The organism is Pseudomonas aeruginosa, assembly GCF_001457615.1.
Taxonomy (GTDB): domain Bacteria; phylum Pseudomonadota; class Gammaproteobacteria; order Pseudomonadales; family Pseudomonadaceae; genus Pseudomonas; species Pseudomonas aeruginosa.
Map to the genome: position 1 here is coordinate 5,494,036 of NZ_LN831024.1, position 25,009 is coordinate 5,519,044.

A 25,009-nucleotide genomic window follows, 5' to 3' on the forward strand; every position below is an offset into this window, starting at 1 on the left:
TCGCAGCACCGCAAGACAGGGAAGCCCCATGTCGGTGGTACGCATCGGCCCATATACACTGCCCAACAGACTGATCCTCGCGCCGATGGCCGGGGTGACCGATCGTCCGTTCCGTCAGCTTTGCCGTCGCCTTGGCGCCGGGATGGTGGTATCGGAGATGGTGACCAGCGACGTCCGCCTGTGGAACAGCCGCAAGTCGCGCCTGCGCCTGATCCACGATGGCGAGGACGAGCCGCGCTCGGTGCAGATCGCCGGCGGCGATCCGGCCATGCTGGCCGAGGCCGCGCAGCGCAATGTGGAACTCGGTGCGCAGATCATCGACATCAACATGGGCTGCCCGGCGAAGAAGGTATGCAACAAGGCAGCGGGGTCCGCCCTGCTGCGGGACGAGGCGCTGGTCGCCGAGATCCTCGATGCCGTGGTCAGGGCGGTCGACGTACCGGTCACCCTGAAGATCCGGACCGGCTGGGACCGGGACAACCGTAACGGCGTCACCGTCGCGAAGCTCGCCGAACAGGCGGGGATCCAGGCTCTTGCGGTGCATGGCCGGACCCGCGCCGACCTGTACACCGGGGAGGCGGAGTACGAGACCATCGCGGCGATCAAGCAGGCCGTGTCGATACCGGTGTTCGCCAATGGCGACATCGATTCGCCGGAAAAGGCCAGGAAAGTCATCGAGCAGACCGGGGTGGATGCCCTGCTGATCGGTCGGGCCGCCCAGGGAAGACCGTGGATTTTCCGCGAGATCGACCATTACCTGCGGACCGGCGAGCACCTGCCGGCGGCGCCGCTTCCCGAAGTGCAGAGCATCCTGCTCGAACACCTCGCGGAGCTGCACCTTTTTTATGGGGAAGAAATGGGTGTGCGGATCGCCCGCAAGCATGTGGGGTGGTATCTCGCGACTCTGCCGGGCGCAAGGGAATTCCGCGCCCAGTTCAATCGTTTGCAGGACACGGATGCGCAGTGCGCCAGCGTCAGGCAGTTCTTCGCCGAGCGCCAGAACAACGGAACAGGGGTGGCCGCATGACAACGATGACGACCGAGACTTTAGTGAGTGGAACAACGCCCGTGAGCGACAACGCCAACCTGAAACAGCACCTCACCACGCCGACGCAAGAAGGGCAGACCCTGCGCGACAGCGTGGAGAAGGCATTGCACAACTACTTCGCCCACCTCGAAGGGCAGCCGGTCACGGACGTTTACAACATGGTGCTCTGCGAAGTCGAAGCGCCGCTGCTGGAAACCGTCATGAACCACGTCAAGGGGAACCAGACCAAGGCCTCCGAGCTACTCGGCCTGAACCGCGGGACCCTGCGCAAGAAACTCAAGCAATACGATCTTCTTTAAGAGCGGCGGCGGGCTCCGGCCAAGGGCGCGCGTCCCGGCCGGCACCCGCGGCCGGAAGCCAGCCCTCAGGACCCTTGCAATGACCGACCAAACCACCCGCCTGCCCATCCGCCGCGCGCTGATCAGCGTTTCCGACAAGACCGGCGTCGTCGACTTCGCCCGTGAGCTGGTCGCCCTCGGCGTGGAAATCCTTTCCACCGGCGGCACCTACAAGCTGCTCCGGGACAACGGCATCTCTGCCGTGGAAGTGGCCGACTACACCGGCTTCCCGGAAATGATGGACGGTCGGGTGAAGACCCTGCACCCGAAGGTGCATGGCGGTATCCTCGGTCGCCGCGACCTGGACGGCGCGGTCATGGAGCAGCACGGCATCAAGCCGATCGACCTGGTGGCGGTCAACCTGTATCCCTTCGAGGCCACGGTGGCCAGGCCCGACTGCGACCTGCCTACCGCCATCGAGAACATCGATATCGGCGGACCGACCATGGTCCGTTCGGCGGCGAAGAACCACAAGGATGTCGCCATCGTGGTCAATGCCGGCGACTACGCCGCCGTGATCGAATCCCTCAAGGCCGGCGGCCTGACCTACGCCCAGCGTTTCGACCTGGCCCTCAAGGCGTTCGAGCACACCTCCGCCTACGACGGCATGATCGCCAACTACCTGGGTACCATCGACCAGACCCGCGATACCCTAGGCACCGCCGACCGCGGCGCCTTCCCGCGCACCTTCAACAGTCAGTTCGTCAAGGCCCAGGAAATGCGCTACGGCGAGAACCCGCACCAGAGCGCGGCGTTCTACGTCGAGGCGAAGAAGGGCGAGGCCAGCGTCTCCACCGCCATCCAGTTGCAGGGCAAGGAACTGTCGTTCAACAACGTCGCCGACACCGACGCCGCCCTGGAATGCGTGAAGAGCTTCCTCAAGCCGGCCTGCGTGATCGTCAAGCATGCCAACCCCTGCGGCGTCGCCGTGGTGCCGGAAGACGAAGGCGGCATCCGCAAGGCCTACGACCTGGCCTACGCCACCGATAGCGAATCGGCGTTCGGCGGCATCATCGCCTTCAACCGCGAGCTGGACGGCGAAACCGCCAAGGCCATCGTCGAGCGCCAGTTCGTCGAGGTGATCATCGCGCCGAAGATTTCCGCCGCCGCCCGCGAGGTGGTCGCCGCCAAGGCCAACGTACGCCTGCTCGAATGCGGCGAATGGCCAGCCGAGCGCGCCCCGGGCTGGGACTTCAAGCGGGTCAACGGCGGCCTGCTGGTACAGAGCCGCGACATCGGCATGATCAAGGCCGAGGACCTGAAGATCGTCACTCGCCGCGCGCCCACCGAGCAGGAGATCCACGACCTGATCTTCGCCTGGAAGGTGGCCAAGTTCGTCAAGTCCAACGCCATCGTCTACGCCAGGAACCGCCAGACCGTCGGCGTCGGCGCCGGCCAGATGAGCCGGGTCAACTCCGCACGGATCGCCGCGATCAAGGCCGAGCACGCCGGCCTGGAAGTGAAAGGCGCGGTGATGGCTTCCGACGCCTTCTTCCCGTTCCGCGACGGCATCGACAACGCGGCCAAGGCCGGCATCACCGCGGTGATCCAGCCGGGCGGCTCGATGCGCGACAACGAAGTGATCGCGGCGGCCGACGAGGCGGATATCGCGATGGTGTTCACTGGCATGCGCCATTTCCGCCATTGAGTATCACGGCGGCTGAGCGCGATGCGGCCAGCCGCCCTACCCACGAATTTCACGCAGGGCGGATAACGCGGCGCGTTACCCGCCGTTGCGCCAGGAGAACCCCATGAACGTACTCATCATCGGCAGCGGCGGTCGTGAACATGCCCTGGCCTGGAAAGTCGCCCAAGACCCGCGCGTGGCGAAGGTCTTCGTCGCCCCGGGCAACGCCGGCACCGCCACCGAAGCCAAGTGCGAGAACGTCGCCATCGACGTGCTGGCCCTGGAGCAACTGGCCGACTTCGCCGCGAAGAACGTCCAGTTGACCATCGTCGGTCCCGAGGCGCCGCTGGTGGCAGGCGTGGTCGACCTGTTCCGCGAGCGCGGCCTGGATATCTTCGGCCCGACCGCCGGCGCCGCCCAGCTGGAAGGCTCGAAGGCCTTCACCAAGGACTTCCTCGCCCGCCACCGGATCCCCACCGCCGCCTATCGCAACTTCACCGAGGTCGAGCCGGCCCTGGCCTACCTGCACGAGCAGGGCGCGCCCATCGTCATCAAGGCCGATGGCCTGGCCGCGGGCAAGGGCGTGATCGTCGCCATGAACCTGGACGAAGCCGAAGCCGCCGTGCGCGACATGCTCGCCGGCAATGCCTTCGGCGACGCCGGCTCGCGCGTGGTGATCGAGGAGTTCCTCGATGGCGAGGAGGCCAGCTTCATCGTCATGGTCGACGGCCAGAACGTGCTGCCGATGGCCACCAGCCAGGACCACAAGCGCGTCGGCGATGGCGACAGCGGGCCGAACACCGGCGGCATGGGCGCCTACTCGCCGGCCCCGGTGGTCACCGCCGAGGTCCACCAGCGGGTGCTGGACGAAGTGATCTACCCGACCGTGCGCGGCATGGCCGAGGAAGGCAACGTCTATACCGGCTTCCTCTATGCCGGCCTGATGATCGACAAGAGCGGCGCGCCCAAGGTCATCGAATTCAACTGCCGCTTCGGCGATCCGGAAACCCAGCCGATCATGGTCCGCCTGGAGTCCTCCCTGGTCCTGCTGGTCGAGGCCGCCCTGGCCAAGGCGCTGGACAAGGTCGAGGCGACCTGGGACCCGCGTCCGACCGTGGGCGTGGTACTGGCCGCCGGCGGCTATCCGGGCGACTACGCCAAGGGCGAGGTCATCGAAGGCCTGGCCGAGGCCGCCGCGCTGGAGGGCAAGGTGTTCCACGCCGGCACCGCGCTGAAGGATGGCCAGGTGGTCACCTCCGGCGGCCGCGTGCTCTGTGCCACCGCCATCGGCGAGAGCGTGTCCGCCGCCCAGCAACAGGCCTATCGCCTGGCCGAGAAGATCCGCTGGAACGGCTGCTTCTACCGCAAGGACATCGGCTACCGTGCCATCGCCCGCGAGCGCGGCGAGTCCTGACCGGGCCCGAAGCCGCGGGCGCCGCACGGCGCTTCCGCGGCCTATGCCGTTGCCACGGCCACTTGGCTATAATCCGGCCATTCACCTTCGAAGGGACTTCGCCGTGGTACGGCTTCGGATCGCCATAGGACTACTCGTCAGCTTCCTGCTGCTTCTGCTCGGTCCGATGTCGCCGGCGGTCGCGGACGACGCCGGCGTTTCCAGCGTTCCCCTGCAAACCACCGCCACCACCCCCAGCGTCAACCAGAACTGGCGCCTGCTGCGCGACGAGAGCGCGCAACTGCGGATCGCCGACGTCCTCCAGCGCAAGGAGCAGTTCCGCCCGCTGGCCAAGCGCTCCTTCATCTTCCCCGCCAGCCCCCAGGCGGTCTGGCTGCAGGTCCAGCTTCCCGCGCAGAAGGTGCCGAGCTGGCTATGGATCTTCGCCCCGCGGGTGCAGTACCTGGACTACTACCTGGTGCAGGACGGCCAACTGGTGCGGGACCAGCACACCGGCGAGTCGCGACCGTTCCAGGAGCGCCCGCTGCCCTCGCGCTCCTACCTGTTCTCGCTGCCGGTCGACGGCAAGCCGATGACCCTGTACGTGCGGATGACCTCCAACCATCCGCTGATGGCCTGGTTCGACCAGATCGACGAAGCCGGCCTGGTCGGCCTGGAGAAGCCCGCCTACGCCTTCGGCATGCTGCTCGGCGGCATGCTCCTGCTGCTGATGTACAACCTGATCCGCTTCGCCTACTCGCGCAGCGCCAGCAGCCTGTGGCTGGCGGCGGTGCACGCGGCGCTGGCGGTCTGCGCCGCGGCGAACCTGGGGCTGGTGGCGTTCTGGCTGCCGGGACTCAAGTTCAACCAGTCGCTGACCGCCGACCTCGGCGCCCTCGGCGCCGCGGTGAGCCTGCTGTGGTTCGCCTGCAGCTTCTTCCGCGGCACTGCGGAAAGCCGCCTGAACCGCCTCCTGCAAGGCGAGGCGCTGTTGATCCTGGCGGTCGGCGCGATCATCGCCTTCACCCAGCAACTCTGGTTCAGCTGGCTGATCTACCTGCTGGTGATCCTCAGTTCGCTCAGCGTCCCGCTGATCGCGGCCTGGCACTGGTATCGCGGCTACCAGCCGGCGCGCCTGATCGTTGCCGGGATGATCGTGTTCAACGCCGGCTTCATGGTGTTCCTGCCGGTACTGTTCGGCACCAAGCAACTCGATCCGGGCTGGCTGGTGCTCGGCGTGTTCAGCTTCGCCACCCTCGCCGGGCTGGTCCTGAGCGTCTCGCTCACCGAACGCCAGCGGCTGATCCAGCAGCTCAACCTGCAACAGCGCACCAGCGAGGCGGCGCACACCGCGGAATTGCAGACCAAGGCCGAGTTCCTGGCCAAGATCAGCCACGAGATCCGCACGCCCATGAACGGCGTGCTGGGCATGACCGAACTGCTCCTCGGCACCCCGTTGTCGGCGAAGCAGCGCGACTACGTGCAGACCATCCACAGCGCCGGCAACGAGCTGCTCACGCTGATCAACGAGATCCTCGACATCTCCAAGCTGGAGTCCGGGCAGATCGAGCTGGACGAAGTGCAGTTCGACCTCAACGCGTTGATCGAGGACTGCCTGGATATCTTCCGGGTCAAGGCCGAGCAGCAGCGCATCGAGCTGATCAGCTTCACCCAGCCGCAGGTGCCGCGGGTCATCGGCGGCGATCCGACGCGCCTGCGCCAGGTGGTCCTGAGCCTGCTGGACAACGCGTTCAAGCAGACCGAGGAAGGCGAGATCCTGCTGGTGGTGGCCCTCGACGACCAGGGCGAGACGCCACGCCTGCGCATCGCCGTGCAGGACAGCGGCCACCCGTTCGACGCCAAGGAGCGCGAGGCGCTGCTCACCGCCGAGCTGCACAGCGGCGACTTCCTTTCCGCCAGCAAGCTCGGCAGCCACCTCGGCCTGATCATCGCCCGCCAACTGGTGCGGCTGATGGGCGGGGAGTTCGGCATCCAGTCCGGCAGCAGCCAGGGCACCACCCTGTCGCTGACCCTGCCGCTCGACCCGCAGCAGCTGGAGAACCCCACCGCCGACCTCGACGGCCCGCTGCAGGGCGCCCGGCTGCTGGTGGTGGACGACAACGAAACCTGCCGCAAGGTGCTGGTGCAGCAGTGCAGCGGCTGGGGCCTGAACGTCAGCGCGGTGTCGTCCGGCAAGGAGGCGCTGGCCCAGTTGCGCACCAAGGCGCACCTGCGCGAGTACTTCGACGTGGTCCTGCTCGACCAGGACATGCCCGGCATGACCGGCATGCAACTGGCGGCGAAGATCAAGGAAGACCCCAACCTCAACCACGACATCCTGCTGATCATGCTCACCGGGATCAGCAACGCGCCGAGCAAGATCATCGCCCGCAACGCCGGGATCAAGCGCATCCTGGCCAAGCCGGTGGCCGGCTACACGCTGAAGGCGACCCTCGCCGACGAACTCGCCCAGCGCGGCGTCAGCGGCGTCACCAACTACCTGCAACCGGCCAAGGAAGCGCAGGCGCCGAGCCTGCCGAGCGACTTCCGGATCCTCGTCGCCGAGGACAACAGCATCTCCACCAAGGTCATCCGCGGCATGTTGAACAAGCTCAACCTCCAGCCGGACACCGCCAGCAACGGCCAGGAGGCGCTCAGCGCGATGAAGGCGACCCAGTACGACCTGGTGCTGATGGACTGCGAGATGCCGGTTCTGGACGGCTTCTCCGCCACCGAGCAGCTCCGCGCCTGGGAAGCCCACGAACAGCGCCCGCATACCCCGGTGGTGGCGCTCACCGCGCACATCCTCAGCGAACACAAGGAACGCGCGCGGCTGGTCGGCATGGACGGGCACATGGCCAAGCCGGTGGAGCTGTCGCAATTGCGTGAGCTGATCGCCTACTGGGTCGGCGAACGCGATCGCCGCCGCCAGGGCGACGCCCTGCCCTCCTGAGGGCAGCGACGTGCTCCGGCGCTGCACCCGGCCTCCGCCACGGCGGATAACCGCACGCGGTTATTCGCCCTACGCCCCGGTGGTCCCGCCCCTGTAGGGCGCATGACGCCAACGGCGTTATCCGCCGACACCGCCATTTCCGCCACGGCGGATAACCGCACGCGGCTATTCGCCCTACGCCCCGGTGGTCCCGCCTCCCGTAGGGCGCATAACGCCACCGATACCGCCATTTCCGCCACGGCGGATAACCGCAAGCGGCTATTCGCCCTACGCCCCGGTGGTCCCGGCTCCCGTAGGGCGCATGACGCCAACGGCGTTATCCGCCGACATCCGGCCTCGTTGTCACATGCCACGCGAACCGGCATATTGCCAACCCGCCGGACATCGCACCGGCCCGTCGCACGCTATGCTCATGCCCACACCCGGACCGGAAGCGCCTCCATGCATTTGCTGTTCAGCGTCTACCTGAAGATGCTGGTGCTCTATAGCCCCTTCTTCGTGCTGTCCTGCTTCATCAGCCTCAGCCGCGGCTTCGGCCCGCGCGACCGCAAGCGCATGGCCTGGCGGGTGGCCCTGGCGGCGCTGATCGCCAGCGTCGCGCTGTACCTGTTCGGCCGCTACATCTTCATCCTCTTCGGTATCACCGCCGACGCCTTCCGCATCGGCGCCGGCAGCGTGCTGTTCATCTCCGCGCTGGGCATGGCCCAGGGCCGCGCGGCGGTGCAGAGCGACAACGTGCAGCAGGACGTGACCATCGTCCCGCTGACCATTCCTCTCACCGTCGGCCCCGGCACCATCGGCGCGCTGCTGGTGATGGGCGTCGGCCAGGGCTGGGAGGCCAAGCTGATCTCCCTGGTGGCGATCTTCCTCGCCTGCCTGACCCTCGGCACCACGCTCTATCTTTCCGACCGCATCGAACGCCTGCTTGGCGACCAGGGGCTACAGATCGTCAGTCGCCTGATGGGCCTGTTCGTCTGCGCACTGGCGGCGCAGATCATCGTCACCGGCCTGAAGGGTTCGCTGTTCCCAGGCTGAGCGCACCAGCCTGAGGCGGACGCCCTGGATGCCGCGCCCTGACGCACCGCGGTGGTGCCAGGACGGAGCGACGGCGTACCCATGGACGCGCCGCCGGCGGCAAGGAGGGAGGTCAGCGCGACGCCTCCCCTTCCGGAGCCCACGGCGCCTTCTCCGTCGATATCCGGCGAAAACCCGTTGAAAACGCAGCCTTCCCCGGCATAGCCAGACCTGCTCGGCATGCTTCCCTGGCGACTCGCGGCGCCTTTTCGCCGACCGATACCGGCCAGCGCCAAGAAGAGGCACAGCCTTTGCTCTGGAGCCTCGACGAAGAGATCCAGGCCGCAGTGCGCACCCCGCCGTCCACCGGACGGATGCCCGACGACAAGCACGACGCCTCCTGAAAACTGCCGCCCCGACCGCTGGTGAATGGAGAACAACACCAATGAAACGTCGCAGTCTGCTCAAGGCCTTCACGCTGTCCGCGTCCATCGCTTCCATGGGCCTGTCCTGGTCCATCCAGGCCGCCGAAACCATCAAGGTCGGCATCCTCCACTCGCTGTCCGGGACCATGGCGATCTCCGAGACCTCGCTGAAGGACATGGCCCTGATGACCATCGACGAGATCAACGCCAAGGGCGGGGTCAACGGCAGGAAGCTGGAGGCGGTGGTGGTCGATCCCGCGTCGAACTGGCCGCTGTTCGCGGAAAAGGCCCGCCAGTTGCTGACCCAGGACAAGGTCGCGGTGGTCTTCGGTTGCTGGACCTCGGTGTCGCGCAAATCGGTGTTGCCGGTGTTCGAGGAACTCAACGGATTGCTGTTCTACCCGGTCCAGTACGAGGGCGAGGAACTCTCGCCGAACGTCTTCTATACCGGCGCGGCGCCGAACCAGCAGGCGATCCCGGCGGTGGAGTACCTGATGAGCGAGGACGGCGGCGGCGCCAGGCGCTTCTTCCTGCTCGGCACCGACTATGTCTACCCGCGCACCACCAACAAGATCCTGCGCGCCTTCCTGCACAGCAAGGGCGTGGACGACAAGGACATCCAGGAGGTCTACACGCCGTTCGGCCACAGCGACTACCAGACCATCGTCGCCGACATCAAGAAGTTCGCCGCAGGCGGCAAGACCGCGGTGGTCTCCACCGTCAATGGCGACTCCAACGTGCCCTTCTACAAGGAACTGGCCAACCAGGGCCTGGAAGCCACCGAGGTACCGGTGGTGGCCTTCTCCGTAGGCGAGGAAGAACTGCGCGGCATCGACACCAAGCCGCTGGTCGGCAACCTCGCGGCATGGAACTACTTCGAGTCGGTGAGCAATCCGGTCAACGAGAAGTTCGTCGCCGACTGGAAAGCCTACGCCAAGGCGAAGAACCTGCCGAACTACGGCACCGCGGTGACCAACGACCCCATGGAAGCCACCTACGTCGGCATCCACATGTGGGCGCAGGCCGTGGAAAAGGCCGGCAGCACCGAGGTCGACAAGGTTCGCGAGGCGATGGCCGGGCAAAGCTTCAAGGCGCCATCCGGCTACACGCTGGTCATGGACAAGAGCAACCACCACCTGCACAAGCCGGTGATGATCGGCGAGATCCAGGACGACGGCCAGTTCGAAGTGGTCTGGAAGACCCCCGAGCCGCTTCGCGCGCAACCCTGGAGCCCGTTCATCCCGGGTAACGAGAAGAAGCCGGAGCATGCGCTGAAGAGCAACTGAGTTCTGCCGTGAAGAACCCTGCCCCCCTGACCAGGCGTTCCCCTGAACGGAACGGGAACGCCCCGGTCGCGCGCCTAACGGCCCCCTCGTCCTTCAGGGAGAGGGCGGGGACCGGCCATACCGCACGTCGCCCAGGAACCCCAGCATGCCCCTTGCCCTCCTCACCCGCCCGCTCCAGGCCTGTGTCCTGGTCCTGGCCGCCCTTCTCGCGGTGACGGCCTACGCCGGACCGGCGCAGGACTTCGCCGCTGCCGACAACGGCGGTCGCGCCCACCTGCTCGAACACTGGGCGGCGACGCCCGACGCCGATCGCCTGGCCTTTCTCGAAGCGCTGCGCCACAACCGCATTGCGCTGGACAGCCGCCAGCAGCCATTCATCCTCGGCGCCGACCAGCGTTTCCAGGCCGCCGAAGGCGACGCCCTGCCGGACGGCGAGCCGAAGCCGCTGCGCCTGAACAATCGCCTGCGCGGCCTGCTCAACACCGCCCTGGCCAGCCACCAGTTGGTGGCCAACGAAGTGCCGCTGCGGCTGGCCGCCGCGCAGCAGTTGCAGAAAACCGCCAAGGCCGCGCAACGGCCGCTGCTCGAAGCGCGCCTGCGGATCGAGAGCGACGCTGGCGTGAAGGAAGCCCTCGGCCTGGCCCTGGCCAACCTGCAACTCGGCGATCCCGACCCGGCGCTACGCCTTTCCGCCGTGCGCTTGCTCGGCGAGTCCGGCGATCCGCTGGCGCGAACCCGCCTGGAGAACCTGCTCGACCCGACGGTAGAACCGGAGGAAGGCGTGCGCATCGCCGCCGCCACCAGCCTGGCCCAGGTCAAGCGCCGGCTGCTGGTCGGCGACCTGCTCGGCCAGGCCTTCAGCGGCCTGTCGCTGGGCTCGATCCTGCTGCTCGCGGCGCTCGGCCTGGCGATCACCTACGGCCTGCTCGGGGTGATCAACATGGCCCACGGCGAAATGCTCATGCTCGGCGCCTATTCCACCTACGTGGTGCAACTGCTGTTCCAGCGCCTGGCGCCGGAATGGCTAGCGCTCTACCCGTTGCTGGCGCTACCGGTGGCGTTCTGCGTCAGCGCCGCCATCGGCATGGCCCTGGAGCGCACGGTGATCCGCCATCTCTACGGCCGGCCGCTGGAAACCCTGCTCGCCACCTGGGGCATCAGCCTGGTGCTGATCCAACTGGTGCGGATGCTGTTCGGCGCGCAGAACGTCGAGGTAGCCAACCCGGCCTGGCTGTCCGGCGGCATCCAGGTGCTGCCGAACCTGGTGCTGCCGTGGAACCGCATCGTCATCATCGGCTTCGCCCTGTTCGTGCTGCTCCTCACCTGGCTGCTGCTGAACCGCACGCGGCTCGGCCTGAACGTCCGCGCGGTGACCCAGAACCGCAACATGGCGGCCTGCTGCGGGGTGCCCACAGGGCGCGTGGACATGCTCGCCTTCGGTCTCGGCTCGGGCATCGCCGGGCTCGGCGGGGTAGCCCTGTCGCAGGTCGGCAACGTCGGCCCGGACCTCGGCCAGGGCTACATCATCGACTCCTTCCTGGTGGTGGTGCTCGGCGGCGTCGGCCAGCTCGCCGGCAGCGTCCTCGCCGCCTTCGGCCTCGGCGTGGCGAACAAGATCCTCGAACCGCAGATCGGCGCGGTGCTGGGCAAGATCCTGATCCTCGCGCTGATCGTCCTGTTCATCCAGAAACGCCCGCAGGGACTGTTCGCCCTGAAAGGGAGGGTCATCGATTGAACCAGCCACTCACCGTCACCCTCGCCCGCCGGGCCGGCGGCCGCGTCACCGCTATCGCGCTCGGCGCAGCCTTCGCCACGCTGCTGGCCATGCCGCTGCTGCACCTGCTGCCGGCGGACAGCGCGCTGCACCTCTCGGCCTACAGCCTGACCCTGACCGGCAAGATCCTCTGCTACGCCATCGTCGCCCTCGCCCTCGACCTGGTCTGGGGCTACGCCGGCCTGCTGTCCCTCGGCCACGGGCTGTTCTTCGCCCTCGGCGGCTACGCCATGGGCATGTACCTGATGCGCCAGGCCTCCGGCGACAGCCTGCCGGCGTTCATGACCTTTCTTTCCTGGAACGAACTGCCCTGGTACTGGGCCGGCACCCAGCACTTCCTCTGGGCGCTGTGCCTGGTGGTGCTGGTGCCCGGCGCGCTGGCCTTCGCCTTCGGCTACTTCGCCTTCCGCTCGCGGATCCGCGGCGTGTACTTCTCGATCATGACCCAGGCCCTGACCTTCGCCGGCATGCTGCTGTTCTTCCGCAACGAGACCGGTTTCGGCGGCAACAACGGCTTCACCGACTTCCGCAGCATCCTCGGCTTCCCGATCACCGCGCCGGGCACCCGCGCCACCCTGTTCCTCGCCACCGTCGCGCTGCTCGCGGCCAGCCTGCTGCTCGGCTGGCGCCTGGCGCGAAGCAAGTTCGGCCGGGTCCTCACCGCGCTGCGCGACGCCGAGAACCGCCTGATGTTCTGCGGCTACGACCCGCGCGGCTACAAGCTCTTCGTCTGGACCCTGAGCGCGGTGCTCTGCGGCCTCGCCGGCGCGCTGTTCGTGCCGCAGGTGGGGATCATCAACCCCAGCGAGATGTCGCCGACCAACTCCATCGAGGCCGCCGTCTGGGTCGCCCTCGGCGGACGCGGCACCCTGCTCGGCCCGCTGCTCGGCGCCGGCGTGGTGAACGGCGCGAAGAGCTGGTTCACCGTGGCCTTCCCGGAATACTGGCTGTTCTTCCTCGGCGCGCTGTTCATCGTCGTCACCCTGTACCTGCCGCGCGGCCTGCTCGGCCTGCTGCGCAAGGAGAAGGAGCAATGAGGACCACCCCGCACCTGATGCTCGAACCGGCCTTCCACCCCGGCCTCGATACCGCCGGCAGCGGCCGCGACGCCATCGGCCTGGGCGCCGCCACCAGCGGCCGGCTGGACGCGCGCCACGGCACCATCCTCAGCCTGGAAGACATCAACGTCAGCTTCGACGGCTTCAAGGCCCTGCGCGACCTGACCCTGTACATCGGCGTCGGCGAATTGCGCTGCATCATCGGCCCCAACGGCGCCGGCAAGACCACCCTGATGGACGTGATCACCGGCAAGACCCGCCCGCAGAGCGGTACCGCGTATTTCGGCGACACCCTCGACCTGACCCGCATGAGCGAGGTGCAGATCGCCCAGGCCGGGATCGGCCGCAAGTTCCAGAAGCCCACGGTGTTCGAGGCCCTGAGCGTGTTCGAGAACCTCGAACTGGCGCAGAGGGCCGACAAGTCGGTGTGGGCCAGCCTGCGCGCGCGGCTCGACGGCACGCAGAGGGAACGCATCGAGGAGGTGCTCGCCACCATCCGCCTGCTGGAGTCGCGGCAGCGTCCGGCGGGTTTGCTGTCCCACGGCCAGAAGCAGTTCCTCGAGATCGGCATGCTGCTGGTGCAGGAACCGCAGTTGCTGCTGCTCGACGAGCCGGTGGCGGGCATGACCGATGCCGAGACCGAATTCACCGCCGAGCTGTTCAAGTCCCTGGCGCGCAAGCACTCGCTGATGGTGGTGGAGCACGACATGGGTTTCGTCGGCAGCATCGCCGACCATGTCACCGTGCTGCACCAGGGCCACGTGCTGGCCGAAGGCTCGCTGGCGGAGGTACAGGCCGACGAACAGGTGATCGAGGTCTACCTCGGTCGCTGACGCCAGCCATCCGCTCGGCGGGTAGCGCCTGCCAAGTGGCGCCCGTCGCGTAGGGCGAATGACCGCTCGCGGTTATCCGCCGAGCCAGGTTGGGAATCGCAGTGAAGAACCATCACGGGACAAATGGAAGAGAACCATGCTGCAAGTCGACAAGCTCCACCAGTACTACGGCGGTAGCCATATCCTCCGTGGCCTGAGCTTCGAGGCGAAGGTGGGCGAGGTGACCTGCCTGCTCGGTCGCAACGGGGTGGGCAAGACCACCCTGCTGCGCTGCCTGATGGGCCTGGTCCCGGCCCGCGAGGGCCAGGTCGCCTGGGAAGGCCGTTCGCTCACCGGACTCAGGCCGCACCAGCGGGTCCGCGCCGGGATCGCCTACGTGCCGCAGGGACGGGAAATCTTCCCCCGGCTGACGGTGGAAGAGAACCTGCTGATGGGACTGTCCCGTTTCAGCGCCAGGGACGCCCGGGCGGTGCCGGACTTCATCTACGAGCTGTTCCCGGTCCTGCGCGAAATGAAACAGCGCCGCGGCGGCGACCTCTCCGGCGGCCAGCAGCAGCAACTGGCGATCGGCCGCGCCCTGGCCAGCCAGCCGCGACTGCTGATCCTCGACGAACCCACGGAAGGCATCCAGCCTTCGGTGATCAAGGAGATCGGCACGGTCGTCCGCAGCCTGGCGGCGCGCGGCGACATGGCGATCCTGCTGGTCGAGCAGTTCTACGACTTCGCCGCCGAACTGGCCGACCAATACCTGGTGATGGCGCGCGGCGAGATCGTCCAGCAGGGCCGCGGCCGCGACATGGAGAGCGAGGGCGTGCGCGGGCTGGTGGCGATTTGAACGGACTGGGACACACTGCCGCTGGCGCAACCGGGGCCTGCGCTGGCAATCTCTATGCCCTCGTCTTTCCGCAGGAGGTCGAAATGACCGTCACTCTGCGCCCGGCCGTCCAGGCCGACGCGGGCTTCGCCGCGCTCTGCGTCGCCGCCGCCTATGCCCCGTGGATCGCGGTGATCGGCCGCAAGCCCTGGCCGATGACCCAGGACTACCACGAGGTGATCGCCAGCAACCGGGTCCTCATCGCCGAGCACGACGGCCAGCCGGTCGGCCTGCTGGTGACCCGGGAAACCGCCGACGGCTTCCTCGTCGACAACCTCGCCGTGCTTCCCGAATGCAAGGGCCAGGGCATCGGACGACAACTGCTGGAGCGTGCCGAGCGCGACGCGACGAGCCTCGGCTACCGCTCGCTGTACCTCTACACCAATGAGCGGATGACGGAAAACATCGAGCTCTACGCCAGGGTCGGCTACCTCGAATACGAACGCCGCCAGGAAGAGGGATTCCGCCGCGTGTTCATGCGCAAGGCCCTGGCCTGACCCGACCGATGACCGCCGCCCTCCCCGACCTGAGCTTCCACCCCGCCTGGCACGCCCAACTGGAGCTGGCCTACGCCCGCGCCGGCGACGCCACCCGCCCGGTGACGCGGCGCCACTCCGGACCGCTGCGGGTGCAGAAGCACCTCTACGCCGAAGGCCCGGAAGTCTGCCAGCACATCCTCGTGCATCCGCCCGGCGGCATCGCCGGCGGCGACAGCCTGGCCTTCGACGTGCGCCTCGGCGAACGCGCCTGGGCCCAGCTCACCAGCCCCGGCGCGGCCAAGTGGTACCGCGCCGCCTGCCCGTCGCGGCAGACCCTGGAGATCCACCTGGAGCCCGGCGCCACCCTGGAATGGCTGCCGCAGGAAAGCATCGTCTTCGCCGGCGCCCAGGCCGAACTGGAAACCCGTATCCAGCTGCGCGGCGACGCCCGCCTGTTCTACTGGGACATGGTCGCGCTCGGCCGCCCGGCCAGCGGCGAGCGCTTCGTCAGCGGCCACTTCGTCGCGGCCCTGGACATCCGTCGCGACGACCGCCTGCTCTGGCACGAGCGCCAGCGCATCGACGGCGGCGACCGCCTGCTCGACTCGCCGATCGGCCTCGCCGGGCATCCGGTGCTGGCGACCCTGGTCGCCAGCGGCGAGATCGACACCGACCTGCTGCAACGCTGCCGCGCGCTCCCCTGCGCCGGCCGCGGCAACCTCAGCCAGTTGCCCGGCGGCCTGCTGGTGGCGCGCTGCCTGGCCGACGAGGCGCTGCACGCGCGAGCCTGGCTGATCGAACTCTGGCGCCTGCTGCGGCCGGCGCTGCTCGGCCGCGAGGCCGTTCCCCCACGCATCTGGAGTACCTGAGATGGACTTGTCCCCCCGCGAGAAAGACAAGCTGCTGATCTTCACCGCCGGCCTGCTCGCCGAGCGCCGGCTGGCACGCGGTCTCAAGCTGAACTACCCGGAGGCGGTGGCGCTGATCTCCGCCGCCCTGCTGGAGGGCGCGCGCGACGGCCGCAGCGTCGCCGAGCTGATGCACTACGGCACCACCCTGCTGAACCGCGAGCAGGTGATGGAGGGCGTGCCGGAGATGATCCCGGACATCCAGGTGGAGGCCACCTTCCCCGACGGCACCAAGCTGGTGACCGTCCACCAGCCCATCGCCTGAGGCCGGCCATGAGCGCTTCGATCCGCGACGCCGGCGTCGCCGACCTGCCCGGCATCCTCGCCATCTACAACGACGCCGTGGGCAATACCACGGCGATCTGGAACGAAACCCCGGTGGACCTGGCCAACCGCCAGGCCTGGTTCGACACCCGCGCCCGCCAGGGCTACCCGATCCTGGTGGCGAGCGACGCCGCCGGCGAAGTGCTCGGCTACGCCTCCTACGGCGACTGGCGGCCCTTCGAGGGCTTCCGCGGCACCGTCGAGCACTCCGTCTACGTGCGCGACGACCAGCGCGGCAAAGGCCTCGGCGTGCAACTGCTGCTGGCGCTGATCGAACGTGCGCGGGCCCAGGGCCTGCACGTCATGGTGGCCGCCATCGAAAGCGGCAATGCCGCCTCGATCGGCCTGCACCGGCGCCTCGGCTTCGAGATCAGCGGGCAGATGCCGCAGGTGGGCCAGAAGTTCGGCCGCTGGCTCGACCTGACCTTCATGCAACTGAACCTCGACCCGACGCGCAGCGCGCCCTGAGCCCCAAGGAGCCCCCATGATCCCCGGTGAATACGACATCCAGCCCGGCGATATCGAACTCAACGCCGGCCGCCGCACCCTCGCCCTGAGCGTGGCGAACACCGGCGACCGGCCGATCCAGGTCGGCTCGCACTACCACTTCTTCGAGGTCAACGACGCCCTCGCCTTCGACCGTCCGGCCACCCGTGGCATGCGCCTGAACATCGCCGCCGGCACCGCGGTGCGCTTCGAACCGGGGCAGAGCCGCGAGGTGGAGCTGGTGGAAATCGGCGGCGGACGGCGGGTATACGGCTTTGCCGGGCGGGTGATGGGGGACCTCTAGGGCCCCACTGGCCAGGTTCGACCAAAGACAGCGAACACCGACGATCGCCAAAGGAGCGTTCGATGAAAATCAGCAGACAAGCCTACGCCGACATGTTCGGCCCCACCGTCGGCGACCGCGTGCGCCTGGCCGACACCGACCTGTGGATCGAGGTGGAACGGGACTTCACCGTCTATGGCGAGGAAGTGAAGTTCGGCGGCGGCAAGGTCATCCGCGACGGCATGGGCCAGAGCCAGCTGGGCGCGGCGCAGGTGGTCGACACGGTGATCACCAATGCGCTGATCCTCGACCACTGGGGCGTGGTCAAGGCCGACGTCGGTCTCAAGGACGGGCGCATCCAGGCCATCGGCAAGGCCGGCAACCCTGACATCCAGCCCGGGGTGAACATCGCCATCGGCGCCGGCACCGAGGTGATCGCCGGCGAGGGCATGATCCTCACCGCCGGCGGCATCGACACGCACATCCACTTCATCTGCCCGCAGCAGATCGAAGAGGCGCTGATGAGCGGGGTCACCACCATGATCGGCGGCGGCACCGGCCCCGCCGCCGGGACCAACGCCACCACCTGCACCTCCGGTCCCTGGCACATGGCGCGGATGCTCCAGGCCGCCGACGCCTTCCCGATGAACATCGGCTTCACCGGCAAGGGCAACGCCAGCCTGCCGCTGCCGCTGGAGGAGCAGGTGCTCGCCGGCGCCATCGGCCTGAAGCTGCACGAGGACTGGGGCAGCACCCCGGCGGCGATCGACAACTGCTTGGAGGTCGCCGAGCGCCACGACATCCAGGTGGCGATCCACACCGACACCCTCAACGAATCCGGCTTCGTCGAGACCACCCTCGGCGCCTTCAAGGGCCGCACCATCCACACCTACCACACCGAGGGCGCCGGCGGCGGCCACGCACCGGACATCATCAAGGCCTGCGGCTTCGCCAACGTGCTGCCCAGCTCGACCAACCCGACACGGCCGTTCACCCGCAATACCATCGACGAGCACCTGGACATGCTGATGGTCTGCCACCACCTCGACCCGGCCATCGCCGAGGACGTGGCCTTCGCCGAGTCGCGCATCCGCCGCGAGACCATCGCCGCCGAGGACATCCTCCACGACCTCGGCGCGTTCAGCATGATCAGCTCCGACAGCCAGGCCATGGGCCGGGTCGGCGAAGTGATCACGCGCACCTGGCAGACCGCCGACAAGATGAAGCGCCAGCGCGGCCGCCTCGACGGCGACGGTGCGCGCAACGACAACTTCCGCGCCAGGCGCTACATCGCCAAGTACACCATCAACCCGGCGATCACCCACGGCATCAGCCATGAAGTGGGCTCCGTCGAAGCCGGCAAGTGGGCCGACCTGGTGCTCTGGCGCCCGGCCTTCTTCGGCGTCAAGCCGAGCCTGATCCTCAAGGGCGGTGCCATCGCCGCCAGCCTGATGGGCGACATCAACGGCTCGATCCCCACGCCGCAGCCGGTGCACTACCGACCGATGTTCGCCAGCTACGCCGGCAGCCGTCACGCGACCAGCCTGACCTTCGTCAGCCAGGCCGCCTTCGCCGCCGGCGTACCGCAGCAGCTCGGCCTGCGCAAGGCCATCGGCGTGGTCAGCGGCTGTCGCGGTGTGCAGAAGACCGACCTGATCCACAACGGCTACCTGCCGACCATCGAGGTCGACGCACAGAACTACCAGGTACGCGCCGACGGCCAGTTGCTCTGGTGCGAACCGGCGGACGTGCTGCCGATGGCGCAGCGCTATTTCCTGTTCTGATTCCCACGCGACGGGTCCCGGCGCCACGCCGGGACGTCGACCGCTCCGTTCGGACAGCTTGGCTTGTCGGCGCTAGCGGCGACAATGGCGCCTACCCGTAGCCGCCGGCAGTCCGTCCATGTCCTCCCGCCAATCGTCCCGCAACGCTTCCACCCCGTATCTGGCCAAGGCCTTCCAGGCAACGGCCATCGTCGTGGTGAGCTACTTCCTCTACTGGACCTACCAGCTCTACCAGTACGGCGAGATTCCCATCAGCAAGAAGGACGTGATGCTGCGCCAAGCCATCCTCGCGCGCTTTCCGGCGGACTACGAGGTGGAGATCAAGGGCGCCGACCTGCTCGGCTTCGGCGAGAAATTCCTGGTCGCCTACGGCAATCGGCGCTTCGTCGGCAAGGCCTTCGCCATGGACGACCAGGTCATCGAGCGCCTGGAGCGGAACCAGGGACGGACCAACCTGCCGCTGGTGAAGGTGTTCTACATCGCCGAACCCGGCCTCCTCTCCTCGCTGCTCAACCTTTCCCCGTTCCTGGATATCCAGAAGAACATGGTCGAGCTGAGCCTCCGGGAATACCGGAAGATCCAGTTGGTCCCCTTCGATCCGGACGCGAAGCGGAAACCGCGCGAGCAGTTCGAAACCGATTATGCCTTCCCCCAGCTGTTCAGCCTCAGCCAACTGGAAGTCGCCGACTACGACGGCGACGGCCGCGACGAACTGCGCCTGGGCTACCTGTCCTACGCCGGCGGTTCGGGAGGGACGCGCTGGTCGGTGATCTACGACCTGAAGGACGGCGCGCTGACCGCCCATTCCGGCTATCCGGAAATGCTCGACATCGACGTCGCCCGGTTCATCCAGGCGGTCAACCTGTACGCCGGCCTCGACGGCACCCTGCCACGCGACCAGCGTCAGCTGGAAGACGTGGTCGGCCGAGGCAGCGAGCGCTTCGCGCTGACCGCCGCGGAGCGCCAGGCACTGGTCGCCGACCCGCCGCAGCGGGACGACTACGCCAGGGTCCTGATGAGCCTTTCGCCGCGCTCGCCCTACGCCCCCGATCGCTTCATCGACCTCGGCGACGGCAGCCGACTGAGCCTGGCCCCGCGCCATACCGACGATTACTCGACCTTCCTCGACATCGGCGGGAAGAAAATCTTCGTCGAAGCCTTCTACGTCGACGACGACGCCTGCCACTGGTGCGAGCATCGCTGGCGAGTGATGGCTTTCCATTACGACGACGGTCGCTGGATCTCGGACCGCACCATCAACGGCGACGGCTTCAACGGGCAATGGCTGCGCAACGCGGAGCCGCTGGGCCTCAACGACGTTTTCGGTACCTACCGCGACCAGGGCCCGGCGGGCCTGGCCTGGTCCTTCATCGACCCGCGCTGGACCGCCTCCAGCCAGCATGACATGGACGATCCGCTGGGCGTGGGAATGCGCACCCTGTCGCCGGTGGAGCAATGGGTGAAGGAACGCTATCGGGAAAACTGAGGCAGGCCTTCAGCGCAACTGGCTGTCCTTGCTGCCGCGGCGGTTGTAGCCGCTGAACTTCGCCTGTTCCCTGTCGTGCTCGGCCTGGCAGTTGACGCACAGGCGCACGCCGGGAATCGCTCGGCGCCGCGCTTCGGGGATAGTCGCGTCGCACTCTTCGCAATGGGTCAGGCTCTCGCCACGAGGCAACTGGCTGCGCGCACGAGCGATGGCATCCTCGATCGTGCTGTCGATCTGTTCCTGCACCGCACCGTCGTTCGCCCACCCGCTGGCCATGACTGACTCCTCTGGCTGAAACCCTGGAACCTCCAGATATGGGCGTTCGCCCGCGGCTTTGCAAGGGCGGCGCGACCATCGGCCTGGCGTGGCACAATCGCCAGCCAAGCCTGGAGGTACACCGCATGATGGGACCGTTCCGCCGCCTCGCCCACCTGATCGACCAGGGCCGCCAGCTCGACGCCGCGCTCGCCGGCGATCCGTTCGCTCTGCCGGCGCCGGAGGACCGCTATAGCGTCCGGCAACTGCACGGCCTGTATCCGCGCCGTCATCCCGGTCTCTACGCACCGCTGCTCGGCAGCCTGGCGCTGCTGCTCGGTGCCGCGCCGCTGGGTCTTGCCGCGCTGCGCCTGGCATTGCCGGAGGCTCCTTTGCGGCCGCTGGGCTGGCTCTCCGCCCTGCCGCTGCTGGCGGCCTGGCTGTGGCTGATCGCCCTGCTCTCCCGTGGCGCCAGCCTCGGCCCGCGCCTGGCCCGCGACGCCAGCCTGCTGCTGGTCGCCACCGGGCTCCTGCTGCGCCTGGCCAGCGGCGAGACGTCGGGCCTGGTGGCGCTCGGCGGCGGCGCCTGTGCCTGGCTGCTGTTCAACAGCCGGGCGATGCAACGCTACATGGAACTGGTCTACGCCCAGCGCCTGTACCGCGCCCAGTCGGCCAACCGCCCCGGTTCGGCGCAGCGGCGCCTGGCCAACCAGGCCGCCTACCGCGAACGCAAGCGACGCGAGCGCTCCGGGCGATCCTGAGCCAGACTGTCGCCCTGCGACCTTCTGCGCATTGGCGGGCGTCGCCGACCTGCAGGCGCGGCAGCGCAACATGGGCCTGGCCTGAAATCGCCTACTCTTTGACTTCCATGTAGTCGCGGGCCCAGGCCTGGTATTCCTCGGGGAAGGTGTACTTCTTCGACAGCTCCGAGGCGGTCAGGTCCGAGGCCACCGCACCGCGCTCCTCGCGCAGGCAGTCGTAGGTCGCCTTGATCGCGGCGAAATAGGCGGCGTGGCCGTTGACCACGACACGCACGCCGAGCCGCGCCAGGCGGGCGTCGTCGCGCAGTTGCGGATTACCGTAGGTGACCAGCATCAGCGGGATGTGCAGGTGCTCGGCGATCGCCTCGAGGTGGGCGAAGTCGCGCACGCCGACCAGGCAGATACCATCGGCGCCGGCTTCCTGGTAGGCCAGGGTGCGCTGGATCACCGCATCGACGTCGATCAGTTCGGCGTTGGTCCGGGCAATGATGGTCAACGCCGGGTCGACCCTCGCCTCCAGGGCCGCGCGGATCTTGCCGACGCCTTCCTCGACGCAGATCAGGTCGGTGGACTTGCGCCCGAACTGCGCCGGCAGCAGGGTGTCCTCGATGGTCAGCGCGGCGATTCCGGCGCGCTCCAGTTCGACCACCGTACGCATCACGTTCAGCGCGTTGCCGTAGCCGTGGTCGGCGTCGGCGATCACCGGCAGGCGCGCCACCCGGCCGATGCGGGCGGCCTGCTCGACGAATTCGCTGAGGGTGATCAGGGCGAAGTCCGGCGCCGCCAGGACCTGCAGGGAAGCCACCGAACCGCCGAGGATGCCGCACTCGAAGCCGAGGTCGGCGGCGATACGCGCCGACATGGGATCGAACACGGAAGCGGTGTGGTAGCAACGGGAGGAGTCCAACAGCGCGCGAAACATCGCACGCAACTCATGGTGTGAGGCTCTATGCATGGCGAAATCCAGGACAACACGGCAAGACGGAGTGGGAAAGCAGCGCCAACATAGCACCATGCGCAGGCCCCTTGGCAAATCCGTATACAAAGGTCGGGGCGGCCCGCACGGACGTCCCAGGACGCTTCCTGCCGATCGCCGGCGGTGAAATCTACGACGCTCTCGCATACACTGCGCGGCCGTTTTTTTCCCGGACCGTTTCGCGCCATGAACCCGAGCACCGCCGCCCGCGCCCTGGGCATCGATTTTGGCACCTCCAACTCCACCGTCGGCTGGTGGCGGCCGGAGGTCGAACCGCTGATCGAGCTGGAGGACGGCAAGATCACCCTGCCCTCGGTGGTGTTCTTCAACGTCGAGGAGCGCCGCCCGGTCTACGGCCGCCAGGCGCTCGGCGAGTACCTGGAGGGCTACGAGGGCCGGCTGATGCGCTCGCTGAAGAGCCTGCTGGGCTCCAAGCTGCTGAAGAGCGAGACCACCGTGCTCGGCAGCGCCCTACCGTTCAAGGACCTGCTCGGCCTGTTCATCGGCCAGCTCAAGGCGCGCGGCGAGGCCGCCGCCGGGCAAGCCTTCGACGCGGTGGTGCTGGGTCGCCCGGTGTTCTTCGTCGACGACGACCCGGAGGCCGACCGCGAGGCCCAGGACACCCTGGTGCAGGTGGCCAACAAGCTCGGCTTCAAGGAGGTTTCCTTCCAGTACGAACCGATCGCCGCGGCCTTCGACTACGAGCGCTGCATCCAGCGCGAGGAACTGGTCCTGATCGTCGACATCGGCGGCGGCACCTCGGACTTCTCCCTGGTGCGCCTGGCGCCGGAGCGGCGCAACCTGGCCGAGCGCCAGGACGACATCCTGGCCACCGGCGGCGTACACATCGGCGGTACCGACTTCGACAAGCAGCTCAGCCTGGAAGGCGTGATGCCGCTGTTCGGCTACGGCAGCCGGATGAAGAGCGACGCCTTCATGCCCACCAGCTACCACCTGAACCTGGCCACCTGGCACACCATCAACGCGGTGTACGCGCAGAAGTCGCAATTGGCGCTGAAGAACATGCGCTACGACATCGTCGACAGCACCGGCATCGACCGCCTCTTCAGGCTCATCGAGGAACGCGCCGGGCACTGGCTGGCGATGCAGGTGGAAGACAGCAAGATCCGCCTGACCGAAACCGAGCGCCTGCACCTCTCGCTGGAGCGCATCGAGGCCGGGCTCGGCGTGGAGCTGACCCGTGGGCTGTTCGAGAACGCCGTCGACGGACTGCTGGAGCGCGTGCGCAACAGCGTCGCGCAACTGCTGGCCTCGGCCGGGGTCGACCCGGACCGGGTCGACACGGTGTTCTTCACCGGCGGTTCGAGCGGCATTCCGGCGCTGCGCCGGAGCGTCTCGGCGATGCTGCCCAACGCCCGTCATGTCGAGGGCAACCTGTTCGGCAGCATCGGCAGCGGCCTGGCCATCGAGGCGAAGAAGCGCTACGGCTGAGCCGCCCTGGCCGCGCCCCTGCCCTATAGGGGGATAAGGTCACACCGGGCCCGCCATGGCGGATAACCGCGAGCGGTTATTCGCCCTACGCCAAGACCACGCCACACCCGTCCGCAGGGCGGATAGCGCCACAGGCGTTATCCGCCGCCACACCGAGCCCGACGAGGGTGGGGCTCACTTCTTCAGGCAGGTGCTCATGAACGCCTTGCGTTCGTCGCCCTTGAGCGCCTTGGCGGTGGCGTCGGCGTTGCAGGTCTTCATCTTCTCCTGCTGGGTCGCCGCCTTGGCGCTGCCGCCGGCCTTCAGGCAACTGCTCATGAACGCCTTGCGTTCGTCGCCCTTGAGCGCCTTGGTGGTGGCCTCGGCGTTGCAGGCGGTCATCTTCTCCTGCTGCGCGGTGGCAGCGAAACCATGGGCCGAGACGGCCATGGCCAATACGAACATCGGGATACGCAGGATATTCATCGAACTCTCCTTGAAGGGCTGCACGTTCGCATGCAGGTGCGCTGAAGTCTAGCGACTGCGGCGGGCTTTGCAGGGGCTGGGAACGCGTCCTGTGCGCTTGCGACAAGCGTCATGTTTCGCGGCTAGACTGACGCTTCGCACGAGGAGGAGTTCCATGCAACAGGTCATCGCGGTGAGCCTCTGCGCCACCCACGCGTTCAGCAAGCAGGTGCGTCCCGCCATCCGCCTCCTGAAAGGCCTCGGCGTCGAGGGCGACGCCCACCACGGCGTCACCGTGAAGCACCGCTCGCGGGTGCGGCAGGACCCGACCCAGCCGAACCTGCGCCAGGTCCACCTGATCCACGAGGAATTGCACGACGAGCTACGCGCCAGCGGCTTCGCCATCGGCCCGGGGACCATGGGCGAGAACATCACCACCCGTGGCGTCGACCTGCTCGGCCTGCCCACCGGCACCCGCCTGCGCCTGGGGGAAAGCGCCCTGGTCGAGCTGACCGGCCTGCGCAATCCCTGCTCGCAGCTGGACAACTACCAGCCCGGACTGACCGCCGCCGTGCTCGGCCGCGACGAACAGGGCAACCTGATTCGCAAGGCCGGGGTGATGGCGATCGTCCTGGAAGACGGCGAGGTTCGCCCCGGCGACGCCATCGATATCCAGCTGCCCCCCTTGCCGCACCGGGCCCTGGAGAAGGTCTGAGGCAATCCGCCGCGATTCCGGGCGAACTCTGCG

Annotated in this window: 24 protein-coding genes; 21 read left to right on the top strand and 3 right to left on the bottom strand. The window is 67.8% G+C overall.

Translation table 11 applies throughout. The annotated features are described in order from the left end of the window. The first annotated feature begins 28 nt into the window (after positions 1 to 28). The 18 genes from dusB (at position 29) to AT700_RS25390 (ending at position 20,373) form a co-directional block, all read left to right on the top strand. The gene (dusB, locus tag AT700_RS25305; protein ID WP_003095402.1) at positions 29 to 1,027 is read left to right on the top strand and encodes a tRNA dihydrouridine synthase DusB; all 999 of its coding nucleotides are present in this window, start codon (positions 29 to 31) and stop codon (positions 1,025 to 1,027) included. Beyond that, positions 1,024 to 1,347 carry a DNA-binding transcriptional regulator Fis gene (fis, locus tag AT700_RS25310; protein ID WP_003121116.1) on the top strand — a complete coding sequence of 108 codons (324 nt, stop codon included), beginning with the start codon at positions 1,024 to 1,026 and terminating at the stop codon, positions 1,345 to 1,347. Before dusB ends, fis begins: the two co-directional genes overlap by 4 nt. 79 nt (positions 1,348 to 1,426) lie before the next feature. Then, positions 1,427 to 3,034 carry a bifunctional phosphoribosylaminoimidazolecarboxamide formyltransferase/IMP cyclohydrolase gene (purH, locus tag AT700_RS25315; RefSeq protein WP_003105151.1) on the top strand — a complete coding sequence of 536 codons (1,608 nt, stop codon included), beginning with the start codon at positions 1,427 to 1,429 and terminating at the stop codon, positions 3,032 to 3,034. 103 nt (positions 3,035 to 3,137) lie between these two features. Beyond that, positions 3,138 to 4,427, top strand: coding sequence for a phosphoribosylamine--glycine ligase (gene purD / locus AT700_RS25320; protein ID WP_048521703.1), 1,290 nt, complete (start codon positions 3,138 to 3,140; stop codon positions 4,425 to 4,427). Between the two features lie 103 nt (positions 4,428 to 4,530). Continuing rightward, positions 4,531 to 7,359, top strand: a complete 2,829-nt coding sequence (gene retS, locus AT700_RS25325) for a hybrid sensor histidine kinase/response regulator RetS (RefSeq protein WP_003095412.1) — start codon at positions 4,531 to 4,533, stop codon at positions 7,357 to 7,359. Positions 7,360 to 7,800: 441 nt separating this feature from the next. Next, positions 7,801 to 8,394 (top strand): MarC family protein, encoded by a 594-nt coding sequence (locus AT700_RS25330; protein WP_003095417.1) that lies wholly within the window; start codon positions 7,801 to 7,803, stop codon positions 8,392 to 8,394. A 424-nt stretch (positions 8,395 to 8,818) separates the two neighbouring features. Then, the gene (gene urtA / locus AT700_RS25335) at positions 8,819 to 10,084 is read left to right on the top strand and encodes an urea ABC transporter substrate-binding protein (protein ID WP_003105144.1); all 1,266 of its coding nucleotides are present in this window, start codon (positions 8,819 to 8,821) and stop codon (positions 10,082 to 10,084) included. A gap of 145 nt (positions 10,085 to 10,229) precedes the next feature. After that, a complete protein-coding gene (gene urtB, locus AT700_RS25340; RefSeq protein WP_023096190.1) occupies positions 10,230 to 11,819 on the top strand; it encodes an urea ABC transporter permease subunit UrtB in 1,590 nt (529 codons plus the stop codon). Continuing rightward, complete coding sequence (gene urtC / locus AT700_RS25345; protein ID WP_003123537.1) at positions 11,816 to 12,895, top strand: urea ABC transporter permease subunit UrtC; 1,080 nt, start codon at positions 11,816 to 11,818, stop codon at positions 12,893 to 12,895. Before urtB ends, urtC begins: the two co-directional genes overlap by 4 nt. Next, a complete protein-coding gene (gene urtD / locus AT700_RS25350) occupies positions 12,892 to 13,749 on the top strand; it encodes an urea ABC transporter ATP-binding protein UrtD (RefSeq protein ID WP_003105136.1) in 858 nt (285 codons plus the stop codon). Before urtC ends, urtD begins: the two co-directional genes overlap by 4 nt. Positions 13,750 to 13,885: 136 nt before the next feature. Next, entirely contained in the window at positions 13,886 to 14,584 is a 699-nt protein-coding gene (urtE, locus tag AT700_RS25355; protein ID WP_003105134.1) for an urea ABC transporter ATP-binding subunit UrtE, read from the top strand. 83 nt (positions 14,585 to 14,667) lie between these two features. After that, a complete protein-coding gene (locus tag AT700_RS25360; protein WP_016264121.1) occupies positions 14,668 to 15,120 on the top strand; it encodes a GNAT family N-acetyltransferase in 453 nt (150 codons plus the stop codon). An 8-nt stretch (positions 15,121 to 15,128) separates the two neighbouring features. After that, the gene (locus tag AT700_RS25365) at positions 15,129 to 15,971 is read left to right on the top strand and encodes an urease accessory protein UreD (RefSeq protein WP_003121120.1); all 843 of its coding nucleotides are present in this window, start codon (positions 15,129 to 15,131) and stop codon (positions 15,969 to 15,971) included. A gap of 1 nt (position 15,972) precedes the next feature. Next, entirely contained in the window at positions 15,973 to 16,275 is a 303-nt protein-coding gene (locus AT700_RS25370; protein ID WP_003099389.1) for an urease subunit gamma, read from the top strand. Positions 16,276 to 16,283: 8 nt separating this feature from the next. Then, a complete protein-coding gene (locus AT700_RS25375) occupies positions 16,284 to 16,802 on the top strand; it encodes an L-methionine sulfoximine N-acetyltransferase (RefSeq protein WP_003146239.1) in 519 nt (172 codons plus the stop codon). A 16-nt stretch (positions 16,803 to 16,818) separates the two neighbouring features. After that, a complete protein-coding gene (locus AT700_RS25380) occupies positions 16,819 to 17,124 on the top strand; it encodes an urease subunit beta (RefSeq protein WP_003095450.1) in 306 nt (101 codons plus the stop codon). A 62-nt stretch (positions 17,125 to 17,186) separates the two neighbouring features. Continuing rightward, entirely contained in the window at positions 17,187 to 18,887 is a 1,701-nt protein-coding gene (ureC, locus tag AT700_RS25385) for an urease subunit alpha (protein ID WP_003099392.1), read from the top strand. A gap of 118 nt (positions 18,888 to 19,005) precedes the next feature. Then, positions 19,006 to 20,373 carry a hypothetical protein gene (locus AT700_RS25390; protein ID WP_023087852.1) on the top strand — a complete coding sequence of 456 codons (1,368 nt, stop codon included), beginning with the start codon at positions 19,006 to 19,008 and terminating at the stop codon, positions 20,371 to 20,373. 9 nt (positions 20,374 to 20,382) lie between these two features. Here the strand turns inward: AT700_RS25390 and AT700_RS25395 are convergent, their stop codons facing one another. Beyond that, on the bottom strand, positions 20,383 to 20,649 hold the full coding sequence (locus tag AT700_RS25395) for a DksA/TraR family C4-type zinc finger protein (protein WP_003099395.1): 267 nt from the start codon (positions 20,647 to 20,649) through the stop codon (positions 20,383 to 20,385). Positions 20,650 to 20,774: 125 nt separating this feature from the next. Between AT700_RS25395 and AT700_RS25400 the strand changes: the two genes are divergently transcribed. Beyond that, entirely contained in the window at positions 20,775 to 21,389 is a 615-nt protein-coding gene (locus tag AT700_RS25400; protein WP_003121124.1) for a hypothetical protein, read from the top strand. A gap of 91 nt (positions 21,390 to 21,480) precedes the next feature. On the opposite strand, the gene AT700_RS25405 is transcribed toward AT700_RS25400, so the two are convergent. After that, positions 21,481 to 22,344: an isocitrate lyase/PEP mutase family protein gene (locus AT700_RS25405; protein WP_019681409.1), complete on the bottom strand. Its 864-nt coding sequence runs from the start codon at positions 22,342 to 22,344 to the stop codon at positions 21,481 to 21,483. Between the two features lie 207 nt (positions 22,345 to 22,551). Between AT700_RS25405 and AT700_RS25410 the strand changes: the two genes are divergently transcribed. After that, the gene (locus AT700_RS25410) at positions 22,552 to 23,817 is read left to right on the top strand and encodes an Hsp70 family protein (protein WP_003099398.1); all 1,266 of its coding nucleotides are present in this window, start codon (positions 22,552 to 22,554) and stop codon (positions 23,815 to 23,817) included. Between the two features lie 174 nt (positions 23,818 to 23,991). Here the strand turns inward: AT700_RS25410 and AT700_RS25415 are convergent, their stop codons facing one another. Beyond that, the gene (locus tag AT700_RS25415) at positions 23,992 to 24,282 is read right to left on the bottom strand and encodes a PsiF family protein (RefSeq protein ID WP_031640339.1); all 291 of its coding nucleotides are present in this window, start codon (positions 24,280 to 24,282) and stop codon (positions 23,992 to 23,994) included. Between the two features lie 154 nt (positions 24,283 to 24,436). Here AT700_RS25415 and AT700_RS25420 point away from each other — a divergent pair, with 154 nt between their 5' ends. Further along, positions 24,437 to 24,976, top strand: coding sequence for an MOSC domain-containing protein (locus tag AT700_RS25420; protein WP_003095483.1), 540 nt, complete (start codon positions 24,437 to 24,439; stop codon positions 24,974 to 24,976). Positions 24,977 to 25,009 lie beyond the last annotated feature (33 nt).

Bases quoted from the DNA above. Each gene is read 5' to 3' on its own strand.
- dusB (WP_003095402.1), top strand. From the start codon at position 29: ATGTCGGTGGTACGCATCGGCCCATATACACTGCCCAACAGACTGATC.
- fis (WP_003121116.1), top strand. From the start codon at position 1,024: ATGACAACGATGACGACCGAGACTTTAGTGAGTGGAACAACGCCCGTG.
- purH (WP_003105151.1), top strand. From the start codon at position 1,427: ATGACCGACCAAACCACCCGCCTGCCCATCCGCCGCGCGCTGATCAGC.
- purD (WP_048521703.1), top strand. From the start codon at position 3,138: ATGAACGTACTCATCATCGGCAGCGGCGGTCGTGAACATGCCCTGGCC.
- AT700_RS25330 (WP_003095417.1), top strand. From the start codon at position 7,801: ATGCATTTGCTGTTCAGCGTCTACCTGAAGATGCTGGTGCTCTATAGC.
- urtA (WP_003105144.1), top strand. From the start codon at position 8,819: ATGAAACGTCGCAGTCTGCTCAAGGCCTTCACGCTGTCCGCGTCCATC.
- urtB (WP_023096190.1), top strand. From the start codon at position 10,230: ATGCCCCTTGCCCTCCTCACCCGCCCGCTCCAGGCCTGTGTCCTGGTC.
- urtD (WP_003105136.1), top strand. From the start codon at position 12,892: ATGAGGACCACCCCGCACCTGATGCTCGAACCGGCCTTCCACCCCGGC.
- urtE (WP_003105134.1), top strand. From the start codon at position 13,886: ATGCTGCAAGTCGACAAGCTCCACCAGTACTACGGCGGTAGCCATATC.
- AT700_RS25360 (WP_016264121.1), top strand. From the start codon at position 14,668: ATGACCGTCACTCTGCGCCCGGCCGTCCAGGCCGACGCGGGCTTCGCC.
- AT700_RS25365 (WP_003121120.1), top strand. From the start codon at position 15,129: ATGACCGCCGCCCTCCCCGACCTGAGCTTCCACCCCGCCTGGCACGCC.
- AT700_RS25370 (WP_003099389.1), top strand. From the start codon at position 15,973: ATGGACTTGTCCCCCCGCGAGAAAGACAAGCTGCTGATCTTCACCGCC.
- AT700_RS25375 (WP_003146239.1), top strand. From the start codon at position 16,284: ATGAGCGCTTCGATCCGCGACGCCGGCGTCGCCGACCTGCCCGGCATC.
- AT700_RS25380 (WP_003095450.1), top strand. From the start codon at position 16,819: ATGATCCCCGGTGAATACGACATCCAGCCCGGCGATATCGAACTCAAC.
- ureC (WP_003099392.1), top strand. From the start codon at position 17,187: ATGAAAATCAGCAGACAAGCCTACGCCGACATGTTCGGCCCCACCGTC.
- AT700_RS25390 (WP_023087852.1), top strand. From the start codon at position 19,006: ATGTCCTCCCGCCAATCGTCCCGCAACGCTTCCACCCCGTATCTGGCC.
- AT700_RS25395 (WP_003099395.1), bottom strand. From the start codon at position 20,649: ATGGCCAGCGGGTGGGCGAACGACGGTGCGGTGCAGGAACAGATCGAC.
- AT700_RS25400 (WP_003121124.1), top strand. From the start codon at position 20,775: ATGATGGGACCGTTCCGCCGCCTCGCCCACCTGATCGACCAGGGCCGC.
- AT700_RS25405 (WP_019681409.1), bottom strand. From the start codon at position 22,344: ATGCATAGAGCCTCACACCATGAGTTGCGTGCGATGTTTCGCGCGCTG.
- AT700_RS25410 (WP_003099398.1), top strand. From the start codon at position 22,552: ATGAACCCGAGCACCGCCGCCCGCGCCCTGGGCATCGATTTTGGCACC.
- AT700_RS25415 (WP_031640339.1), bottom strand. From the start codon at position 24,282: ATGAATATCCTGCGTATCCCGATGTTCGTATTGGCCATGGCCGTCTCG.
- AT700_RS25420 (WP_003095483.1), top strand. From the start codon at position 24,437: ATGCAACAGGTCATCGCGGTGAGCCTCTGCGCCACCCACGCGTTCAGC.